13 protein-coding genes are annotated in these 17,656 nt (G+C 58.4%); 7 read left to right on the top strand and 6 right to left on the bottom strand.

From position 1 onward, the window contains the following. Nucleotides 1-298, bottom strand: a 298-nt coding sequence (locus ACCD00_RS19595) for a hypothetical protein (RefSeq protein WP_413427026.1), incomplete at its 3' end; no start/stop codon positions are given. 144 nt (nucleotides 299-442) lie between these two features. Between ACCD00_RS19595 and tig the strand changes: the two genes are divergently transcribed. From tig to ACCD00_RS19560, 7 genes are all read left to right on the top strand, one after another. Then, complete coding sequence (gene tig / locus ACCD00_RS19590; RefSeq protein ID WP_413427024.1) at nucleotides 443-1,753, top strand: trigger factor; 1,311 nt, start codon at nucleotides 443-445, stop codon at nucleotides 1,751-1,753. Nucleotides 1,754-1,846: 93 nt separating this feature from the next. Further along, entirely contained in the window at nucleotides 1,847-2,482 is a 636-nt protein-coding gene (gene clpP / locus ACCD00_RS19585) for an ATP-dependent Clp endopeptidase proteolytic subunit ClpP (protein ID WP_008019823.1), read from the top strand. A gap of 111 nt (nucleotides 2,483-2,593) precedes the next feature. Beyond that, nucleotides 2,594-3,877 (top strand): ATP-dependent Clp protease ATP-binding subunit ClpX, encoded by a 1,284-nt coding sequence (clpX, locus tag ACCD00_RS19580; RefSeq protein WP_008019824.1) that lies wholly within the window; start codon nucleotides 2,594-2,596, stop codon nucleotides 3,875-3,877. Between the two features lie 161 nt (nucleotides 3,878-4,038). Continuing rightward, nucleotides 4,039-6,435, top strand: a complete 2,397-nt coding sequence (gene lon, locus ACCD00_RS19575) for an endopeptidase La (RefSeq protein ID WP_413427021.1) — start codon at nucleotides 4,039-4,041, stop codon at nucleotides 6,433-6,435. A 149-nt stretch (nucleotides 6,436-6,584) separates the two neighbouring features. Continuing rightward, on the top strand, nucleotides 6,585-6,857 hold the full coding sequence (locus ACCD00_RS19570) for an HU family DNA-binding protein (RefSeq protein WP_002552737.1): 273 nt from the start codon (nucleotides 6,585-6,587) through the stop codon (nucleotides 6,855-6,857). A gap of 233 nt (nucleotides 6,858-7,090) precedes the next feature. Continuing rightward, complete coding sequence (locus ACCD00_RS19565; RefSeq protein WP_413427019.1) at nucleotides 7,091-8,962, top strand: SurA N-terminal domain-containing protein; 1,872 nt, start codon at nucleotides 7,091-7,093, stop codon at nucleotides 8,960-8,962. Nucleotides 8,963-9,165: 203 nt separating this feature from the next. Then, on the top strand, nucleotides 9,166-10,014 hold the full coding sequence (locus ACCD00_RS19560; protein ID WP_413427017.1) for a DUF2242 domain-containing protein: 849 nt from the start codon (nucleotides 9,166-9,168) through the stop codon (nucleotides 10,012-10,014). A 343-nt stretch (nucleotides 10,015-10,357) separates the two neighbouring features. Here the strand turns inward: ACCD00_RS19560 and ACCD00_RS19555 are convergent, their stop codons facing one another. The 5 genes from ACCD00_RS19555 to ACCD00_RS19535 all read right to left on the bottom strand — a co-directional run bounded on the left by ACCD00_RS19555 (nucleotide 10,358) and on the right by ACCD00_RS19535 (nucleotide 17,192). Next, entirely contained in the window at nucleotides 10,358-11,398 is a 1,041-nt protein-coding gene (locus ACCD00_RS19555; protein ID WP_413427015.1) for an AraC family transcriptional regulator, read from the bottom strand. Nucleotides 11,399-11,401: 3 nt separating this feature from the next. Further along, nucleotides 11,402-12,532 carry a nitrilase-related carbon-nitrogen hydrolase gene (locus tag ACCD00_RS19550; protein WP_413427013.1) on the bottom strand — a complete coding sequence of 377 codons (1,131 nt, stop codon included), beginning with the start codon at nucleotides 12,530-12,532 and terminating at the stop codon, nucleotides 11,402-11,404. Between the two features lie 246 nt (nucleotides 12,533-12,778). Beyond that, complete coding sequence (locus tag ACCD00_RS19545; protein WP_413427011.1) at nucleotides 12,779-14,107, bottom strand: TolC family outer membrane protein; 1,329 nt, start codon at nucleotides 14,105-14,107, stop codon at nucleotides 12,779-12,781. Nucleotide 14,108: 1 nt separating this feature from the next. Beyond that, complete coding sequence (locus tag ACCD00_RS19540; protein ID WP_413427009.1) at nucleotides 14,109-15,449, bottom strand: HlyD family type I secretion periplasmic adaptor subunit; 1,341 nt, start codon at nucleotides 15,447-15,449, stop codon at nucleotides 14,109-14,111. Between the two features lie 6 nt (nucleotides 15,450-15,455). Further along, nucleotides 15,456-17,192 (bottom strand): type I secretion system permease/ATPase, encoded by a 1,737-nt coding sequence (locus ACCD00_RS19535; RefSeq protein WP_413427007.1) that lies wholly within the window; start codon nucleotides 17,190-17,192, stop codon nucleotides 15,456-15,458. Nucleotides 17,193-17,656 lie beyond the last annotated feature (464 nt).

Genomic DNA, 17,656 nt, shown 5'->3' with positions numbered 1-17,656 from the left:
AGAGCACGGGATTGTGACTCCCGTTGTCGTGGGTTCGATCCCCATCGTCCACCCCATATTTCGAAAGGCGCCAGATTGAAAAGTCTGGCGCCTTTTTTGTTTCAGCGGCCGCAGGTTCAGGGTCGCAGGGGCAGGGCGTTTCGTCGTATTTATGTTTCTCGATGATGCTGTCCTGCCCGCCGGCCTTGCTTGCGAGATCGGCTGTCAGGGGGATGACTGGCGACCTCTTCAATATATGAAAAGGTCGGCGCAGAGCCCTGGCGTGATTGGCTGTATTTGCCATCGGGGCGAGGTGCATTCGTGCATTCGCACCTATAAATTGCCTGCTGCTTTTTTACCCGTTTTCAGTAGGGTGACTTCTTGAGTTTGACCCACTAGAATGCATGCCCTTGATTCTGGGGTCGGAAACGGCCGGCTAACGTCTGTGCAACGAGGAATATCCATGCAAGTTTCTGTTGAAAATACTACTGCTCTTGAGCGCCGCATGAGCGTCACCGTGCCGGCTGAGCGCATCGAGAGCCAGGTCAACAAGCGTCTGCAGCAGACCGCCCAAAAGGCCAAGATTGCTGGCTTCCGTCCAGGCAAGGTGCCAATGAGCGAAATCAAGCGCCGTTTCGGTGCCGATGCTCGTCAGGAAGCCGTAGGCGACGTGATCCAGTCTTCCTTCTACGAAGCTGTGGTTGAGCAGAAGCTGAACCCGGCTGGTCAGCCTTCGATCGAGCCAAAGTCCCTGGAAGCTGGCAAGGACCTGGAATACGTAGCTGTATTCGAAGTGTTCCCTGAGTTCACCGTTGCCGGTTTCGAAGGTATCACCGTCGAGCGCCTGAGCGCTGACGTGGCTGATGCCGATCTGGACAAGATGCTGGAAATCCTGCGCAAGCAGAACACCCGTTTCGAAGTGGCCGATCGTGCTGCCCAGAACGAAGACCAGCTGAACATCGATTTCGTCGGCAAGGTCGACGGTGAAGTGTTCGCTGGCGGTTCCGCCAAGGGTACTCAGCTGGTTCTGGGTTCCGGTCGCATGATCCCTGGCTTCGAAGACGGTCTGGTTGGTGCTAAAGCTGGTGAAGAGCGCGTTCTGAACCTGACCTTCCCAGAGGACTATCAGAATCTGGACCTGGCTGGCAAAACCGCCGAGTTCACCGTGACTGTAAACTCCGTTTCCGAGCCAAAACTGCCAGAACTGACCGAAGAGTTCTTCGCTCAATTCGGCATCAAGGAAACCGGTCTGGAAGGTTTCCGTACCGAAGTTCGCAAGAACATGGAGCGTGAACTGCGTCAGGCGATCAAATCCAAGGTCAAGAATCAGGTAATGGACGGTCTGCTGGCCACCAACCCGATTGAAGTGCCAAAGGCTCTGCTGTCCAACGAAGTTGACCGTCTGCGCGTGCAGGCTGTTCAGCAGTTCGGCGGCAACATCAAGCCAGACCAACTGCCGGCCGAGCTGTTCGAAGAGCAAGCCAAGCGTCGCGTAGTGCTGGGCCTGATCGTGGCAGAAGTGGTCAAGCAATTCGGCCTCAAGCCAGATGAAGCCCGCGTTCGCGAGATGATTCAGGAAATGGCTTCGGCCTACCAGGAGCCTGAGCAAGTTGTGTCCTGGTACTACAAAAACGACCAGCAACTGAACGAAGTTCGTTCGGTTGTGCTGGAAGAGCAAGTTGTGGATACTGTTCTGCAGAAAGCTAGCGTGACCGACAAATCGGTCTCTTACGAAGAAGCGGTCAAGCCGGTAGAAGCTCCACAAGCCGACTGATCACTTTTGCGGTAAGAAGCAAACACCATAAGCCAGCCTTCGTGCTGGCTTATGCGTATTCAAGACATAACTATTTGGGAGTGACTGCAGAGCATGTTCCGTAATTCGTATATTCAGCAGAACTCTGATATCCAGGCCGCAGGCGGCCTGGTCCCGATGGTTGTCGAGCAGTCCGCTCGTGGCGAGCGCGCCTACGACATCTACTCGCGCCTCCTCAAGGAGCGAGTGATCTTTCTGGTTGGCCCGGTAGAGGACTACATGGCCAACCTGATCTGTGCGCAACTGCTGTTCCTTGAAGCGGAAAACCCGGACAAGGACATCCATCTCTATATCAACTCCCCGGGCGGTTCGGTGACGGCGGGCATGTCGATCTACGACACCATGCAGTTCATCAAACCCAACGTGTCGACCACCTGCATCGGTCAGGCGTGCAGCATGGGCGCGTTTCTGCTGACGGCCGGTGCCCCTGGCAAGCGTTACTGCTTGCCGAACTCGCGTGTGATGATTCACCAGCCGCTGGGCGGTTTCCAGGGCCAGGCGTCGGATATCGAAATCCATGCCAAGGAAATCCTGTTTATCCGCGAGCGTCTCAACACGCTGATGGCCAAGCATAGCGGGCGCACCCTTGAAGAAATCGAGCGCGATACCAACCGCGATAATTTCATGAGTGCAGATGCTGCACGTGAGTACGGCTTGATCGACGAAGTGATCAGCCAGCGCCCTGTTTAAAATAAGCAGCTCAAAACAGGCTTGGTCGGCGGGTCCGACACCAGCGGGCTTGAAAAAGCCCGCAATAGCCTTCATCTTGTGTTGCAAGCCTATCGGATTTGGATCGAACGAATGACTGACACCCGCAACGGCGAGGACAACGGCAAGCTGCTCTATTGCTCCTTCTGTGGCAAAAGCCAGCATGAAGTACGCAAATTGATTGCCGGCCCCTCGGTCTTTATCTGCGACGAGTGCGTCGACCTGTGCAATGACATCATCCGCGAGGAGGTGCAGGAAGCACAGGCCGAAAGCAGCGCGCATAAATTGCCTTCGCCTAAAGAAATCAGCGGCATCCTCGATCAGTATGTGATTGGTCAGGAGCGAGCGAAAAAGGTTCTGGCCGTAGCGGTGTACAACCACTACAAACGCCTGAATCAGCGTGACAAAAAGAATGACGACGTCGAACTCGGCAAGAGCAACATCCTGCTGATCGGCCCGACAGGCTCGGGTAAAACCCTGCTTGCCGAAACACTGGCCCGCTTGCTGAACGTTCCGTTCACCATCGCTGACGCAACCACTCTCACCGAGGCGGGTTACGTGGGTGAAGATGTCGAGAACATCATTCAGAAGCTGCTGCAGAAATGCGATTACGACGTAGAAAAAGCCCAGATGGGCATTGTCTACATCGATGAAATCGACAAGATTTCGCGCAAGTCTGACAACCCGTCGATCACCCGGGACGTTTCCGGTGAAGGCGTGCAGCAGGCCCTGCTCAAGTTGATCGAAGGCACGGTCGCTTCGGTTCCGCCTCAAGGTGGTCGCAAGCATCCGCAGCAGGAATTCCTGCAGGTCGACACCCGTAACATCCTGTTCATCTGCGGCGGTGCATTTTCCGGTCTGGAAAAGGTTATTCAAAACCGTTCCACCAAGGGCGGCATCGGTTTCAGTGCCGAAGTGCGCAGCAAGGAAGAGGGCAAGAAAGTCGGTGAATCCCTGCGTGAAGTCGAGCCTGACGATCTGGTCAAGTTCGGTCTGATCCCGGAATTCGTCGGTCGTCTGCCGGTACTTGCCACGCTGGACGAGCTTGACGAGGCTGCGTTGATGCAGATCCTCACCGAGCCGAAAAATGCCCTGACCAAGCAGTATGCCAAGCTGTTCGAGATGGAAGGCGTTGATCTGGAGTTCCGTTCCGACGCTCTGAAATCGGTCGCCAAGCGTGCCCTGGAGCGTAAAACCGGTGCCCGTGGCCTGCGTTCGATTCTCGAAGGTGTATTGCTCGACACTATGTATGAAATCCCCTCGCAATCCGAGGTGAGCAAAGTAGTGATCGATGAAAGCGTGATAGAAGGCAAGTCCAAGCCACTGTATATCTATGAAAACAGTGAGCCGACCGCCAAGGCCGCGCCAGACGCTTAAGCGTCACGCAGCTCGAATAAAGAAGGGGCCTTCGGGCCCCTTTGCTTTTTGCGGGTTTTAACACTGTCTTTGTGCTTGTTTTTTTTCAAGGCAGCCCCCATCTTGGTTTCAAGCTTACTTCCATCTGTTTACGGCCTTATGGCCGCCGTAGAGGCGAAATCATGAAGACAACCATCGAATTGCCTCTCCTGCCATTGCGTGATGTCGTGGTTTATCCGCACATGGTTATCCCGCTGTTCGTGGGGCGCGAGAAATCCATCGAAGCCCTCGAGGCTGCGATGACGGGTGACAAGCAGATTCTTCTGCTGGCCCAGAGAAACCCGGCTGACGACGATCCCGGTGAAGATGCCCTGTATCGCGTAGGTACAATTGCTACCGTTCTGCAGCTGCTGAAGCTGCCTGACGGCACGGTCAAGGTTCTGGTCGAAGGTGAGCAGCGGGGCGCCGTTGAGCGCTTCAGCGAAGTGGACGGCCACTGCCGTGCCGAAATCTCCCTGATCGACGAAGTCGACGCGCCAGAGCGCGAGTCGGAAGTGTTCGTGCGCAGCCTGTTGTCGCAGTTCGAGCAATATGTGCAGTTGGGCAAGAAAGTCCCGGCTGAAGTCCTGTCGTCGCTCAACAGCATCGACGAGCCGGGCCGCCTGGTGGACACCATGGCCGCGCACATGGCCCTGAAGATCGAGCAGAAGCAGGAAATCCTCGAAATCATCGATTTGTCGGCCCGTGTCGAGCACGTTCTGGCGTTGCTGGATGCCGAGATCGATCTGCTGCAAGTCGAGAAACGCATTCGCGGCCGCGTCAAAAAACAAATGGAGCGCAGTCAGCGCGAGTACTACCTGAATGAGCAAATGAAGGCCATTCAGAAAGAGCTCGGCGACAGCGACGAAGGTCACAACGAAGTCGAAGAGCTGAAAAAGCGTATCGATGCCGCCGGCCTGCCGAAAGACGCGCTGGCCAAGGCGACGGCCGAGCTGAACAAGCTCAAGCAGATGTCGCCAATGTCCGCGGAAGCGACCGTGGTGCGTTCGTACATCGACTGGCTGGTGCAAGTGCCGTGGAAGGCCCAGAGCAAGGTGCGCCTGGACCTGGCGCGCGCCGAAGACATTCTGGATGCCGACCACTATGGCCTGGAAGAGGTCAAGGAGCGCATCCTCGAATACCTCGCCGTGCAAAAGCGCGTGAAGAAAATTCGTGGTCCGGTGCTGTGCCTGGTCGGTCCTCCAGGGGTGGGTAAAACGTCCCTGGCGGAGTCGATCGCTCACGCCACCAACCGCAAATTCGTACGCATGGCCCTCGGTGGCGTGCGGGACGAAGCGGAAATTCGTGGTCATCGCCGTACTTACATCGGTTCGATGCCAGGAAGATTGATTCAAAAGATGACAAAAGTGGGTGTCCGCAATCCGCTGTTCCTGCTCGATGAAATCGACAAGATGGGCAGCGACATGCGTGGCGATCCGGCATCGGCGTTGCTGGAAGTGCTCGATCCAGAGCAGAACCACAACTTCAACGATCACTATCTGGAAGTCGATTACGACCTGTCCGATGTGATGTTCCTGTGCACCTCGAACTCGATGAACATCCCGCCGGCGTTGCTGGACCGGATGGAAGTGATCCGTCTGCCGGGCTACACCGAAGACGAGAAGATCAACATCGCCGTCAAATACCTTTCGCCAAAGCAGATTGCTGCCAACGGCCTGAAGAAAGGCGAGCTGGAGTTTGACGCAGAAGCGATCCGCGACATTATTCGCTACTACACCCGTGAAGCCGGTGTGCGTGGGCTTGAGCGTCAGATTGCCAAGGTTTGCCGCAAGGCCGTCAAGGAGCATGCGCTGGAAAAACGCTTCTCGGTGAAGGTTACCGCAGACACGCTGGAGCATTTCCTGGGCGTGCGCAAATTCCGCTACGGCCTGGCCGAGCAGCAGGATCAGATCGGCCAGGTGACCGGGCTGGCGTGGACTCAGGTGGGTGGCGAACTGCTGACCATTGAAGCCGCCGTGGTGCCGGGCAAGGGCCAGTTGATCAAGACCGGTTCCCTGGGTGATGTGATGGTCGAGTCGATCACCGCTGCGTTGACCGTTGTTCGCAGCCGGGCGAAAAGCCTGGGCATTCCCCTGGACTTCCACGAGAAGCGCGACACGCACATCCATATGCCGGAGGGGGCGACTCCCAAGGACGGTCCTAGCGCCGGTGTGGGCATGTGTACGGCCCTGGTGTCGGCATTGACCGGCATTCCGGTACGCGCGGATGTCGCCATGACCGGCGAAATCACTTTGCGTGGCCAGGTACTGGCGATTGGCGGTTTGAAAGAAAAACTGCTGGCTGCCCATCGTGGCGGAATCAAGACCGTGATCATTCCTGAAGAGAATGTGCGCGATCTCAAAGAGATTCCGGACAATATCAAGCAGGATCTACAGATTAAACCGGTTAAATGGATTGACGAGGTCCTGCAAATTGCGCTGCAATACGCGCCGGAGCCCTTGCCGGATGTGGCTCCGGAGATAGTCGCGAAGGATGAGAAACGCGACGCAGATTCTAAGGAAAGAATTAGCACGCATTAGTACGTATTTGCCTGGGGGGCTTTCTTGACAGCTTTTTAGAGCCCTTGTTATAAAGCGGCTCTTAAGTGTCTGTAGGCCATTCAGCACTCGTTTTTGCTTTCACCAAAAAAACTTAGAATCATACTCAAATAGATATAAGGGGACTTAGAGTGAACAAGTCGGAACTGATTGATGCTATCGCTGCATCCGCTGATATCCCGAAAGCTGCTGCTGGCCGTGCGCTGGACGCTGTAATCGAATCCGTCACTGGCGCTCTCAAGGCTGGCGACTCTGTTGTTCTGGTTGGCTTCGGTACTTTCTCCGTAACTGATCGTCCAGCTCGCATTGGTCGTAACCCACAGACCGGTAAGACGCTGGAAATCGCAGCAGCCAAAAAACCAGGTTTCAAAGCCGGTAAAGCACTGAAAGAAGCTGTCAACTAAGTTCGATTCAGGTTTTTACCCATCCGGGTCGGGGTCATGCCTGACTTGGCAGCGGAGCGGCAGTCCTGACTGCAGGTCGCCGGTTCAAGATACCGAGGGTCGCCCGTTCGAGCCCTCGATCCGCTCCGCCAGTTACGAGAAGGCGCATCCTCGGATGCGCCTTTCTTCTATCCGGATTCTACCCACGCTCCACGGTTGCCTAATTTTGAAGTTCAACCGTTTCTGGGGGACGCATGCTGCAGAATATCAGGGACAATTCACAAGGCTGGATTGCCAAGACTATTATCGGGGTCATCGTTGTTCTGATGGCCTTGACCGGTTTCGATGCCATTTTCAAGGCCACGTCGCACAGCAATGATGCGGCCAAGGTCAACGGCGATGAAATCAGCCAGAACGAACTGAGCCAGGCGGTCGATATGCAACGCCGCCAGCTCATGCAACAGCTGGGCAAGGATTTCGATGCTTCCTTGCTGGATGAAAAAATGTTGCGCGAATCGGCTCTCAAGGGCCTGATCGATCGCAAGCTGCTGCTGCAAGGCGCAGAAAAATCGAAGTTCGCCTTTTCCGAAGCGGCGCTTGATCAGGTCATCCTGCAAACACCAGAGTTTCAGGTTGATGGCAAGTTCAGCTCCGAGCGTTTCGACCAGGTGATTCGCCAACTCGGCTACAGCCGTATGCAATTCCGCCAGATGCTGGCTCAGGAAATGCTGATCGGCCAGCTGCGTGCCGGCCTGGCAGGTAGCGGTTTCGTGACCGATGCACAGGTGCTGGCGTTTGCTCGTCTGGAAAAACAGACCCGCGACTTCGCCTCGCTGAACATCAAGGCCGACCCGGCGGCTGTGAAGCTGACCGACGAAGAGGTCAAGGCCTATTACGACGAACATGCCAAGGAATTCATGACGCCGGACCAGGTGGTCATCGATTACCTCGAGCTGAAGAAGGCTTCCTTCTTCGATCAGGTCAGCGTCAAGGACGAAGACCTGCAAGCGGCCTATCAGAAAGAAATCGCGAACCTGTCCGAGCAACGCCGGGCTGCGCACATTCTGATTGAAGTGAATGACAAGACCACCGAGGCGCAAGCCAAGGCGAAGATCGAAGAGGTTCAGGCCCGTCTGGCCAAGGGCGAGAAATTCGAGGCGCTGGCCAAGGAGTTCTCCCAGGATCCGGGTTCGGCGAACAACGGCGGTGACCTGGGTTATGCAGGTCCCGGCGTCTACGACCCGGCGTTCGAAAAGGCCCTGTATTCGTTGGCCAAGGACCAGGTCTCGGGGCCGGTTCGCACCGACTTCGGTTTCCACCTGATCAAGCTGTTGGGTGTGGAAGCCCCGGAAGTGCCAACGTTCGCCAGCCTGAAAGACAAGCTGACCCGTGGTCTGAAAACCCAGCAGGTCGAGCAGCGTTTCGTTGAGGCAAGCAAGCAACTGGAAGACGCCTCGTTCGAAGCGTCCGATCTGGCGCAGCCGGCGCAGGACCTGAAGCTGACCGTCCAGACTTCCAAGCCGTTCGGCCGTGAAGGCGGTGAGGGTATTGCGGCCAACCGTGCCGTGATCACTGCCGCGTTCAGCCCGGAAGTCCTGGATGAGGGGGCGAACAGCACTGCTATCGAGCTCGATCCGGAAACCGTGGTCGTGTTGCGTGCCAAGGAGCACTTGAAGCCTTCGCAATTGCCGCTGGAAAGCGTCTCTGCCGCGATCCGTGTGCAATTGGCCAAGGAGCACGCCAGCGCCGATGCCAAGACCAGGGCTGAAGCCCTGATTGCCAGCCTGCGCGATGGCAAGACCCCGCTGAATCAGGCGGTCGACGGTCAGGCCTGGAAAGTCACTGAAGCGGCGACTCGCGCTCAGGAAGGGGTCGACCCTGCTGTGCTGCAAGCGCTCTTCCGCATGGCGAAGCCTGCGACCAAGGACAAGCCGACCTTCACCAGCGTGACGCTGGCGGATGGCAGCCTGATGATCGTGCGTCTCAATGGCGTGAACGAAGCGGCGGCGCCGACCGAAGAAGAGAAAGCACAGTATCGTCGCTACCTTGCTTCGCGCATCGGCCAGCAAGACTTTGCGGCTTATCGCAAGCAGCTGGAAAGCCAGGCGGACATCAAGCGTTACTGATGCCTGAACAGGTTTAGCGCTGTACAGGAGACCCCGGCCGAAAGGCCGGGGTCTTTTTGTTTGGCCGTACGTCACTTGCCGCGGTGACTTTTGCGCAAAACCGGGGTCAATCAGCCTGTAACCGTTTTAAGACACAATCGATGCTCCGCTAAGCATCGATCTGTTGCACAATATGCCCCGAACCGTTTTCCTCAGGATGTTCAATGTTTAAATCACTTCCCATGCGGATTGTCGGGCTGGCAGCCATGCTTGCCGCTGCGGCCGGTTGTTCATCGAACAAAGGCGCCATCTACGAGCATGAGAACTTCGACGATTCCGGCACCTTTTCCCGAAACTATCCGGTCACCGATACCCAGAGCTGTGAAGCCGCCCGTCGTGCCTTGCTCAGCCAGGGCTACATCATCACCAGCAACGATCCGAAGCTGGTCAGCGGTCACAAGAGCTTCCAGCAGACCGGCGAGAACCACATGGAGATCAGCTTCAGTGTGGTGTGTGCCGATGATGGCAGCGAAGGGCATCACGCGACCGTATTCGCCAACGCCCTGCAGGATCGTTATGCGCTGAAGAAAACCAACAACTCCGCCAGTCTTGGTGTGGGTGTGTTGGGCTCGGTGTCGATGCCGATCGGCTCCTCCGATGACTCGATGGTCAAGGTCGCCAGCGAAACCGTATCGTCTGCCAAGTTCTACGAGCGTTTCTTCGCATTGGTCGAACTGTTCCTGCCGCCGGAAGCGAAAAAGGCTGCGCACATCACCGAAAAACCGAAAACAGACCTGGGCATGCCTGAAGCCAAGGCCGCACCGGCACCGCTCGCGCCTGCCCCGGCAGCCGCACCCGCTACGGAGCCTGCTGCAGTTGCTCCTGGACCGGCACCCGTTGAAGCAACGCCAGCGGCCTCCGAGCCGGTTGCACCGCCTCCTGAAGCGGCGCCAATCACACCGGCCAGTGTAGAGCCGGCACTGGCCCCGCAAATCGTCACGCCACCGGCGAACCCGAGCGACTTGCCACCGCCGAGCGAGCCCATTCCGGCGATGCCTGTCTCCGGCCAATGATGGTGGCACCACAGGATCGGGTCAGATGAACCGATCCTGTGGCCGCCTCAATGATTGACCCGCATCAAGCAAGTCCGATGTTCTGCGGGCTCCCGCGAAAAAACCAATGATAAATTCCTGACCAGCTGCTACGTTTTATTCAGTAGCGACAGAGTGTCGTGTCCGCGTCATTTTTCTTTCACGCAGGCACTTTATGCTCAAGGAATGGGTCATTTATTCAGACGTTTTTCAATACGGGTCGGGGGATTCAAAAATGGACGATTATCAAGAAGAGCTGCTCGAGTACCAGGCTTTCGAACTGGACCCACTGGAACCGGCGGAAGACGCTACCGAGTTGTAGGCGTCAGGCGGATTGGCGATGGCTGCGGCGAAATTCGCCGGGGGTCTGCCCGTTCCAGCGTTTGAATGCGCGTTGAAACGCTTCGGCTGAGGAAAAGCCCAGCAGGTAGGCGATTTCACCGAACGCCAGTTCGGTGTCGCGTATGTAGGTCATGGCCAGGTCGCGACGGGTTTCATTGAGGATTGCGCGAAATTGCGTGCCTTCCTCGGCAAGTTTGCGGCGCAAGGTCCATGTAGGCAGATTCAGGCGTGTCGCCACTTCTTCCAGGTCGGGCTCCCGGCCACCATTGAGCAACGGTCCCAGCAGCGCGATGATGCGTTCACGCAGGCTGCGGGTACGTGTCAATTGTTCCAGCTCGCGCTCGCACAGTTGCAGCAAATGCCGCCAGGTGCTCGGGCAATGCTCGGGGTTGCGCTGGGCGAGACTTGCCAGGCTCAGGCGCAGTTGATTGCGTTCGCCGCCAAACTGAATCGGACAGTCACCCAAAACGTCATAGGCCGCGCGGTAAACGGGTTCCTCGAATTCGATCTCGATACGTTCGGCGCGCAGCGGGGCGGGGCTGACGCTGGATAATTGCTGCAACCAGCCGGCGATGATCGAATCCACCACGAAGCGGTTGTAGGCGTTATAGGGGCTGATCGAATAGAAACGCAGCCATGCACCCTGGGCGTCTTCGTGAAAGCTTGATTGACCCCGATAATTGGAACCATACAAGGCTTCGAATCGAATCAGGCAGCGGGCGGCTTCACGTACTGTCGGCGCCTGGGCTGCGGTGACTCCTGCGAGGCCGATCTGGCTCAGGCGACTGAGTTGACCCATGCGCAAGCCAAGGGCCGGGTTGTCGGTCAGTTGAATGGCGCTGTGGCCCAGGCGCATGTAGCGAGGTATCGACAGCCGGGCACCGGCTTCGCTCAGACGCGCTGTATCGAGGCCGTATTGATCGAGCAATGGCTGCGGATCGACGCCATGACTGCGCACGGCATCGGCCAGGCTATGAACAAAGCCCACCGACAGATCGCCGAGGCGCATCGGCGGCGTTTTCATGGCTTACAACCAGAGGTTCAGCAAACGCGCACCATGGGCGTTGCCGTCGGCAAAGTGCTGGCCGTTACTGCTGAGGAAACTGTGGCCGGCGCTGCCCTGATCCCAGAACTGGCCCCGCAGGAACACACTGATGCCGGCGACAGCCTGACTGGCCGGTATCTGGGTCGTGAGGGTCAGGCGCTGCCAGGCCTGGCCTTCACTGACTTCTCCAGGCTTCAGGTTGACCGATGCAGGCGCAGGCGATCCCCTGTAGCCGCGCCACGGCTGGTCCCAGGTGCCACGGCCGGCGACAAAGGCCGGTACCGCAACCAGCTGTACGCTTTGGTCGTTGAGCTTGAGGTAGTTTTCCGGGTACCAGCTGTCGCGGCCGATCAATACGCCCAGCCTTCCTGCGGGGGTATCAACGACGTTGAGCGAGTGCTCGCCATTCGCCTTGATCCCGTTCTGTCCTGCGAAAAACGGGTGCATCTGGCGCTGTGGCTGGCCGATCGGCAGGCCTTCGTTGTTGAACACTACACTGCTGTTGTACAGCGCGCCGCGGCCGATTTTCAAGGTGCCGTCGATGATGCTCGGTTCGGGCAGCACAATGGAGCCCGCTACCAGCGTCACGTGGAATTCCCTGGCCAGCCCTCCGAACAATGCCTGGTAGTCCCTGGCCATCGCCTTGGCTTTCATGCGCAGGTGGGCATCGTCCAGACGGTTGCCACCCTCGGCACTGATCAACGCCTTGGCGAACTTGAGGGGATTGCTCACCGCCAGCCAGTTCATGGCCTCCTTGAGGGTGCTGGCCTGATACAACTCATCCTTCTCGCCGCTGACCATCAGCCAGGTACCGATATGTTCCGGCAACACGACGACAGTCTTGCCGTTCAACAAACCCTGGTCCCGGGCTGCCTGCAGATAGGCTGCGAGCTTGCGGTGCAAACGCTCGGGACTTTGATAATCGGTAGGAAACAGTTCGGGCTGAATGCCCAACAGATTGCCACGGTCCGCAGGCGTACCCCGGTCGACAGCCAGGTTGATCCGCAGGTCCGAAAGGTAATGACCCACCGGCCGGTCAGCGGCCCACATCGCGTAGGACGTGAGGGCAGCGAGCAACGCCATGGAGAATGTCAGGTACAAGAATTTGCGCATGGGGAAACAGTTTACAGCCTGGAGCCGGGCTTGGCTTTTCATTAGGGGCTGGATCGAGCATAAAGGGAATCAAGGGCTTGGTGGGCAAATTTCAACGTTGGCGGTTTTTTCGCTGGCGGCTGCCTTTCTGCGCCGGGATCCAGCAACGAACCAATGGGTCAAACGAGAGGTGCATTGACTGGGGGGAGGCCATAAGAGGGGAGGCCGGTCAGCCATCACTTTGCTTGACCGGCTGGCTGGTAAGCGTCATTTGGTGACCAGCAGTTCCGGGCCGAGGTAGTCGTTGATCTGGTTGATATCGTCGTCGCCCAGGCTGCCCACCGAGGAGGCCAGGCGCAGGCGTGACATCAAATAGCGTATCTTGGCTTCGAACAGATCGTGGCGCGCAACGAAGAGCAGCTCTTCGGCATTGAGGACGTCCGAGTTGGTGCTGGTGCCGCCCTCTTTGAAGCCTTTGCGTGACGATGCCAGTGAGCGTTCGTTGGACTCCACTGCCTTCTCCAGCGCGCGAATGCGTTTGGCGCCGCTCAGAATGCCCTGATACTCACGAGTGGTTTCGGTGATGACTTCCTGTCGCGCGGCGTCGAGTTCGTCCATGGCCTTGTCGCTATTGGCACTGGCCTGGCGTGTCAACGCGCTGACGCCGCCACCGCTGTACAGTGGGATATTGACTTCCAGCCCGATCGAGCCGTAGTGGTTGCGTTGATTCAACTCGGAGAGTGACTGGCTCTCACCCGCGGTGTAGCCGGCAATGAAATCCAGTGTTGGCCAGTGGCCAGCCCTGGCACGATTCACTTCTTCTGCTGCGAGGTCGCTGCTATAACGGCGCGCATGGATCAGCGGGCTATCGGTCTGGGCTTTGACCAACCAGTCCTGCAGGTTGCTCGGTAGCAGCGGTGGTGTATCGAAGCTCGGGCGCAAGGTGGTCAGTGACTCGGGGGGTTCGCCGATATATTCCTCAAGCTTGCGGCGCGCGTTGATCAGGTTGTCTTGTGCTTCGATCAGCTCGGCGTCAGCGAGGTCGCGGCGAGCGGCCGACTCGTCGATGTCGGTGACGGTGCCGGCCCCCAGCTCCATACGCCGCTTCGCCGAAGCGAGTTGCTCTTCGAAGGCGGTCAGCTTGGACTTGGCCAGGACGATGGTTTCGCTGGCCAGGAGCACATCGAAATAGCTTTCGGACAAGCGCACCGCGGCGTCCTGGGTCTTGGCATCGAACACCGCGTTGCTGTAGTCGGCACGCTGCTGACCCTGGCGGTACTCGGCCATCTTCTGTTTGTTGAACAGCGGTTGGCGCAGGCGCACGTTGGCGCCCTTGGAGTCGTAATGGAGATCTCTGTCGATGCCGCTCTGGCTTTGGGAGCCATTGACCTTGTTGTGGTAGCCCGAGGCATTGATCTGCGGTAGCAGGCCGGCCTTGCCGATGGCGCGGTTTTCCTCGCCGGCCTGCTTTTCATGCACGGAGGCTTGGTAGATAGGGCCCTGGAACTGCAACAGATCCCAGGCTTGCTTGAGGTCCATGGCGTTGGCCGGCAGGGCCAACCCCAGCAGGCAGAAGAGCAGGCAACGACGTTCCATCTCATTGTTCCTTGAATGAGCTGTCCACACGATCAAGCATTGGTTTAAGAAGATAGCTGATCATGTTGCGTTCGCCTGTCTTTATGGTGACGCTGGCGGGCATGCCGGGGCGAATGTGATTGCTGCCAAGTAGACCCATGCCATCGGGCGTGACCTCCACCTGAGCCAGATAGAACGGTTGCTTGCTTTCCTCGTCCATCAGGCGGTCGGCGGAGATGGTCTTCACGCGGCCGGGGATGTTTGGCGTCCTGGCATGGTTGAAGGCCGGGAAGGAAATGTCCACGGGCAGGCCGGGGACCATCTTGTCGATGGCCTGCACGGGAATCATCGCGTCGACCTGCAGCGGCTCGTTGACCGGAACGATTTCCATGATCTTGAAGCCCGGTTGAATGATCCCGCCGACAGTGGCAATGCTCAGGGCCTGGACCATGCCATCGATGGGCGAGCGAATCACCGTGTGGGTCACTTCATAGTCGAGCGCGCGCAAGCGGTCGGCCAGGGTGGTGTTTTCCTTGGCGGTTTCAGTCAGCTGTGATTCGACTTCCTTCAGGTAGTCGTGCTGGCGCTGCAGGATGCGCAGCTTGATTTCGGTGGTCTGGCTACGCACGCGGGCGATGTTGTTGAGGTTCTCGGCCTGACCGGCGGAGAGCTCGGCATTGCTGCGTTCCAGCTCAAGCAGGCGGTTGCGCGGCACATAGCCTTCGGCCGTCAGCACGCGGGTGCCTTGCAGTTCCTGGTTGAGGAAGCTGATCTGCGAGGCGCGGGCGCTATAGACCTGCTGCAGGCCCTTGAGCTGCACTGCCGACGCTGCCAGGTTCTCCTGCAGGATGCTGATTTCGCCAGCAAGACCGACGCGCCGGGTGTCCAGCAGGCGCTGTTGCAGGTCCATGGCGGCTTCCAGGCGGTGGTCACCTTTGAAACGCTGGAGCAAATCGGGGTCGAAGTTCACCACGTCGCGGCCGTCACGTTCCGCTTCCAGGCGGTTTTCCACGGTCTTGCTGACGATGTACTGGGCGCTGACTGCCCCCTGTTCAGAAGCGGCACGCAACGAGTCGAGGCGGACCACCTCCTGACCTTTTGTCACCAGATCGCCTTCGCGAACGAGAATGGCCTCCACGGTACCACCGCTGAGGTGCTGTACGGCCTTGCGATTGCTGGTGACTTTGACCGTGCCTGTGGCTACCACGCCGGCATCCAGAGGCGCCAGCCAGGACCACAGGAGGAATCCGCCGAAGCCGGCGAGCACCAGCCACACGCCCCACCGTGCGGGCTTACCGACATCCAGATCTACCACGCTCTTGGTATCGGCTTTGATCATCTCGGTGTGTTGGCTCATTTGCATGATCGGTCACTCCCGTGCTTTGACGGAGGCTAGCGGGGTCGACGCGCCTGCAGGCATCACACTGGCCTTGCGCAGCGCTGCGAATACTTCATCGCGCGTACCGAGCATCTGCACGCCGCCGTCGCGCAGCATCAGCACCTTATCGACGGCGCAGAGTACGTTGGGACGGTGGGAAATCAGAATGACGGTGGCGCCACGGTCCTTCAGTTCGGCCAGCGCATCGACCAGGGCCTTTTCGCCGACGTCGTCAAGGTTGGCGTTCGGCTCATCCAGCACGATCAGATTGGGCTCGCCATACAACGCGCGGGCCAAGGCGATGCGCTGCTTCTGGCCACCGGAAAGCGGGCTGCCATCGGTGCCCAGACGGGTGTCATAACCCTGAGGAAAACGCAGGATCATCTCGTGCACGCCAGTGGTCTTGGCGGCGCGGATGACCGCTTCGCTGTCCACTTCGCCAAAGCGCGCAATATTGTCGGCGATGTTGCCCTCGAACAGCTCCACGTCCTGTGGCAGGTAGCCGAGCCATGGACCAAGTTCGCCCTTGTTCCAGGTGAATATGTCCGCGCCGTCCAGGCGCACTTTGCCGGCCTGCGCTGGCCAGACGCCAACCAGCAGGCGGGCGAGGGTGGATTTGCCCGAGGCGGACGGACCGATGATGCCAAGGCTTTCGCCGGGGACAAGGCTGAAGCCCACCCCACGCAGAATCGTGTTGTTGGTACCGGGGGCACCGGCATACACATTCTCCACCGCCAGCATGCCCTGCGGCCGCTGCAGCGACATGCTCGGTGGCCGGCGCGGATAGTCGTGCAGCATCTCGTTGAGCCGGCCCCAGGCCGAGCGGCAGCCGAGCAGTTGCTTCCACGACGCGATGACCTGTTCCACCGGGCCCAGTGCGCGGCCGGTGAGGATCGAGCAGGCAATCATCATCCCCGGGGTGATCTTGCCTTCGATTGCCAGCAGCGCGCCGGCGCCGAGGATCAGCGACTGCAACGTGATCCGCACGAAGCGTCCGGTGCTGCTGATCAGGGCGGCGCGGTCGGAGGCCATGGTCTGCATTTCCAGAATGCGCAGATGGCTCAGGTACCAACGCTTGCTGATCGACGGCAGCATGCCCATGGCCTCGATGACTTCGGCATTGCGCAGGTTGTTGTTGGCGTATTGGGCGGAGGAGAGGGCGGCCTGGTTGGCTTCGGCCAGCGGCTTCTGCGTCGCCTTCTCGGTGAGCCAGGCCAGGGCCACCAGAATCAGCGAGCCGATCAGTGTGAGCAGTCCGAGCAGTGGGTGGATCAGGTAGGCGACCAACAGGTAGATCGGCGTCCACGGTGCATCGAAGAAAGCGAAGAGGGAATTGCCGGTGACGAACTGACGAACCTGGGCGAGATCTTGCAACGCCTGGGCCGGATTACCTCCGGCGCGGCTCAGGTTGCGCTCGAATGCAGCAGTGAAAATGCGCCGGTTGAGCTCCATGTCCAGGCAGTTGCCGACCCTGATCAGCACGCGGGTGCGGACCATTTCCAGCGTGGACATCAGCAGGAACAGTCCAACCACCAGGACCGTCAACATCGCCAGCGTCGTGACGTTGCGACTGACCAGGGCTCGATCATAGACCTGCAGCATATAAATAGCTGGCGTCAACATCATGACGTTTATGACGCCGCTGAACCCTGCCAGCGAGTAAAAACTGCGGCGCATGCGAAAGAGCGCGTCGGCCAGTTCGGAACGGATGCTCGACTGCTTGGGCATGTTGGTCCTCCCACTTCGAAATGCCGGTCGCCCTTGTGGCGCAACAGCTAACGGTAAATGTAGTTCCTCAAACAGCTTATGCACACGCAGGCTGGTCGCTCTGTGGATGGCGAGTCTTCCGAAATCGCTGCGTTGCTCCCTTATGCAGCAGCGTAGGTGGCGGTGAAACAATTCGAAATAACATTTCGCTCTATACCTGCGCTCAACCGCCTATATGTCGTTTAAAAACAGCTAGTTGTAAGACTAAAGGACCAGTCGTCTGTTTTAGCGACGTAATATTGACAAAGAATTGCCATGGGACTTTAGTCTTAGTTATCGGGGGGGCCACCCGCCTGAAGCTTGCCATCGCTTTGGCAACGCAAGGCGCGGTGATTCTCCTGAGAGGAGCAGAATCATGTCGCTCATTTCGTGCTTTTTCAGAGGGACAGGGCTGTCCAGGACGTTCGCCTTCACTTCCAGATTCC

The organism is Pseudomonas sp. Pseusp3, assembly GCF_047304225.1.
Classification (GTDB): domain Bacteria; phylum Pseudomonadota; class Gammaproteobacteria; order Pseudomonadales; family Pseudomonadaceae; genus Aquipseudomonas; species Aquipseudomonas fluorescens_CD.
This window is presented reverse-complemented; position numbering and strand designations above follow the sequence as displayed.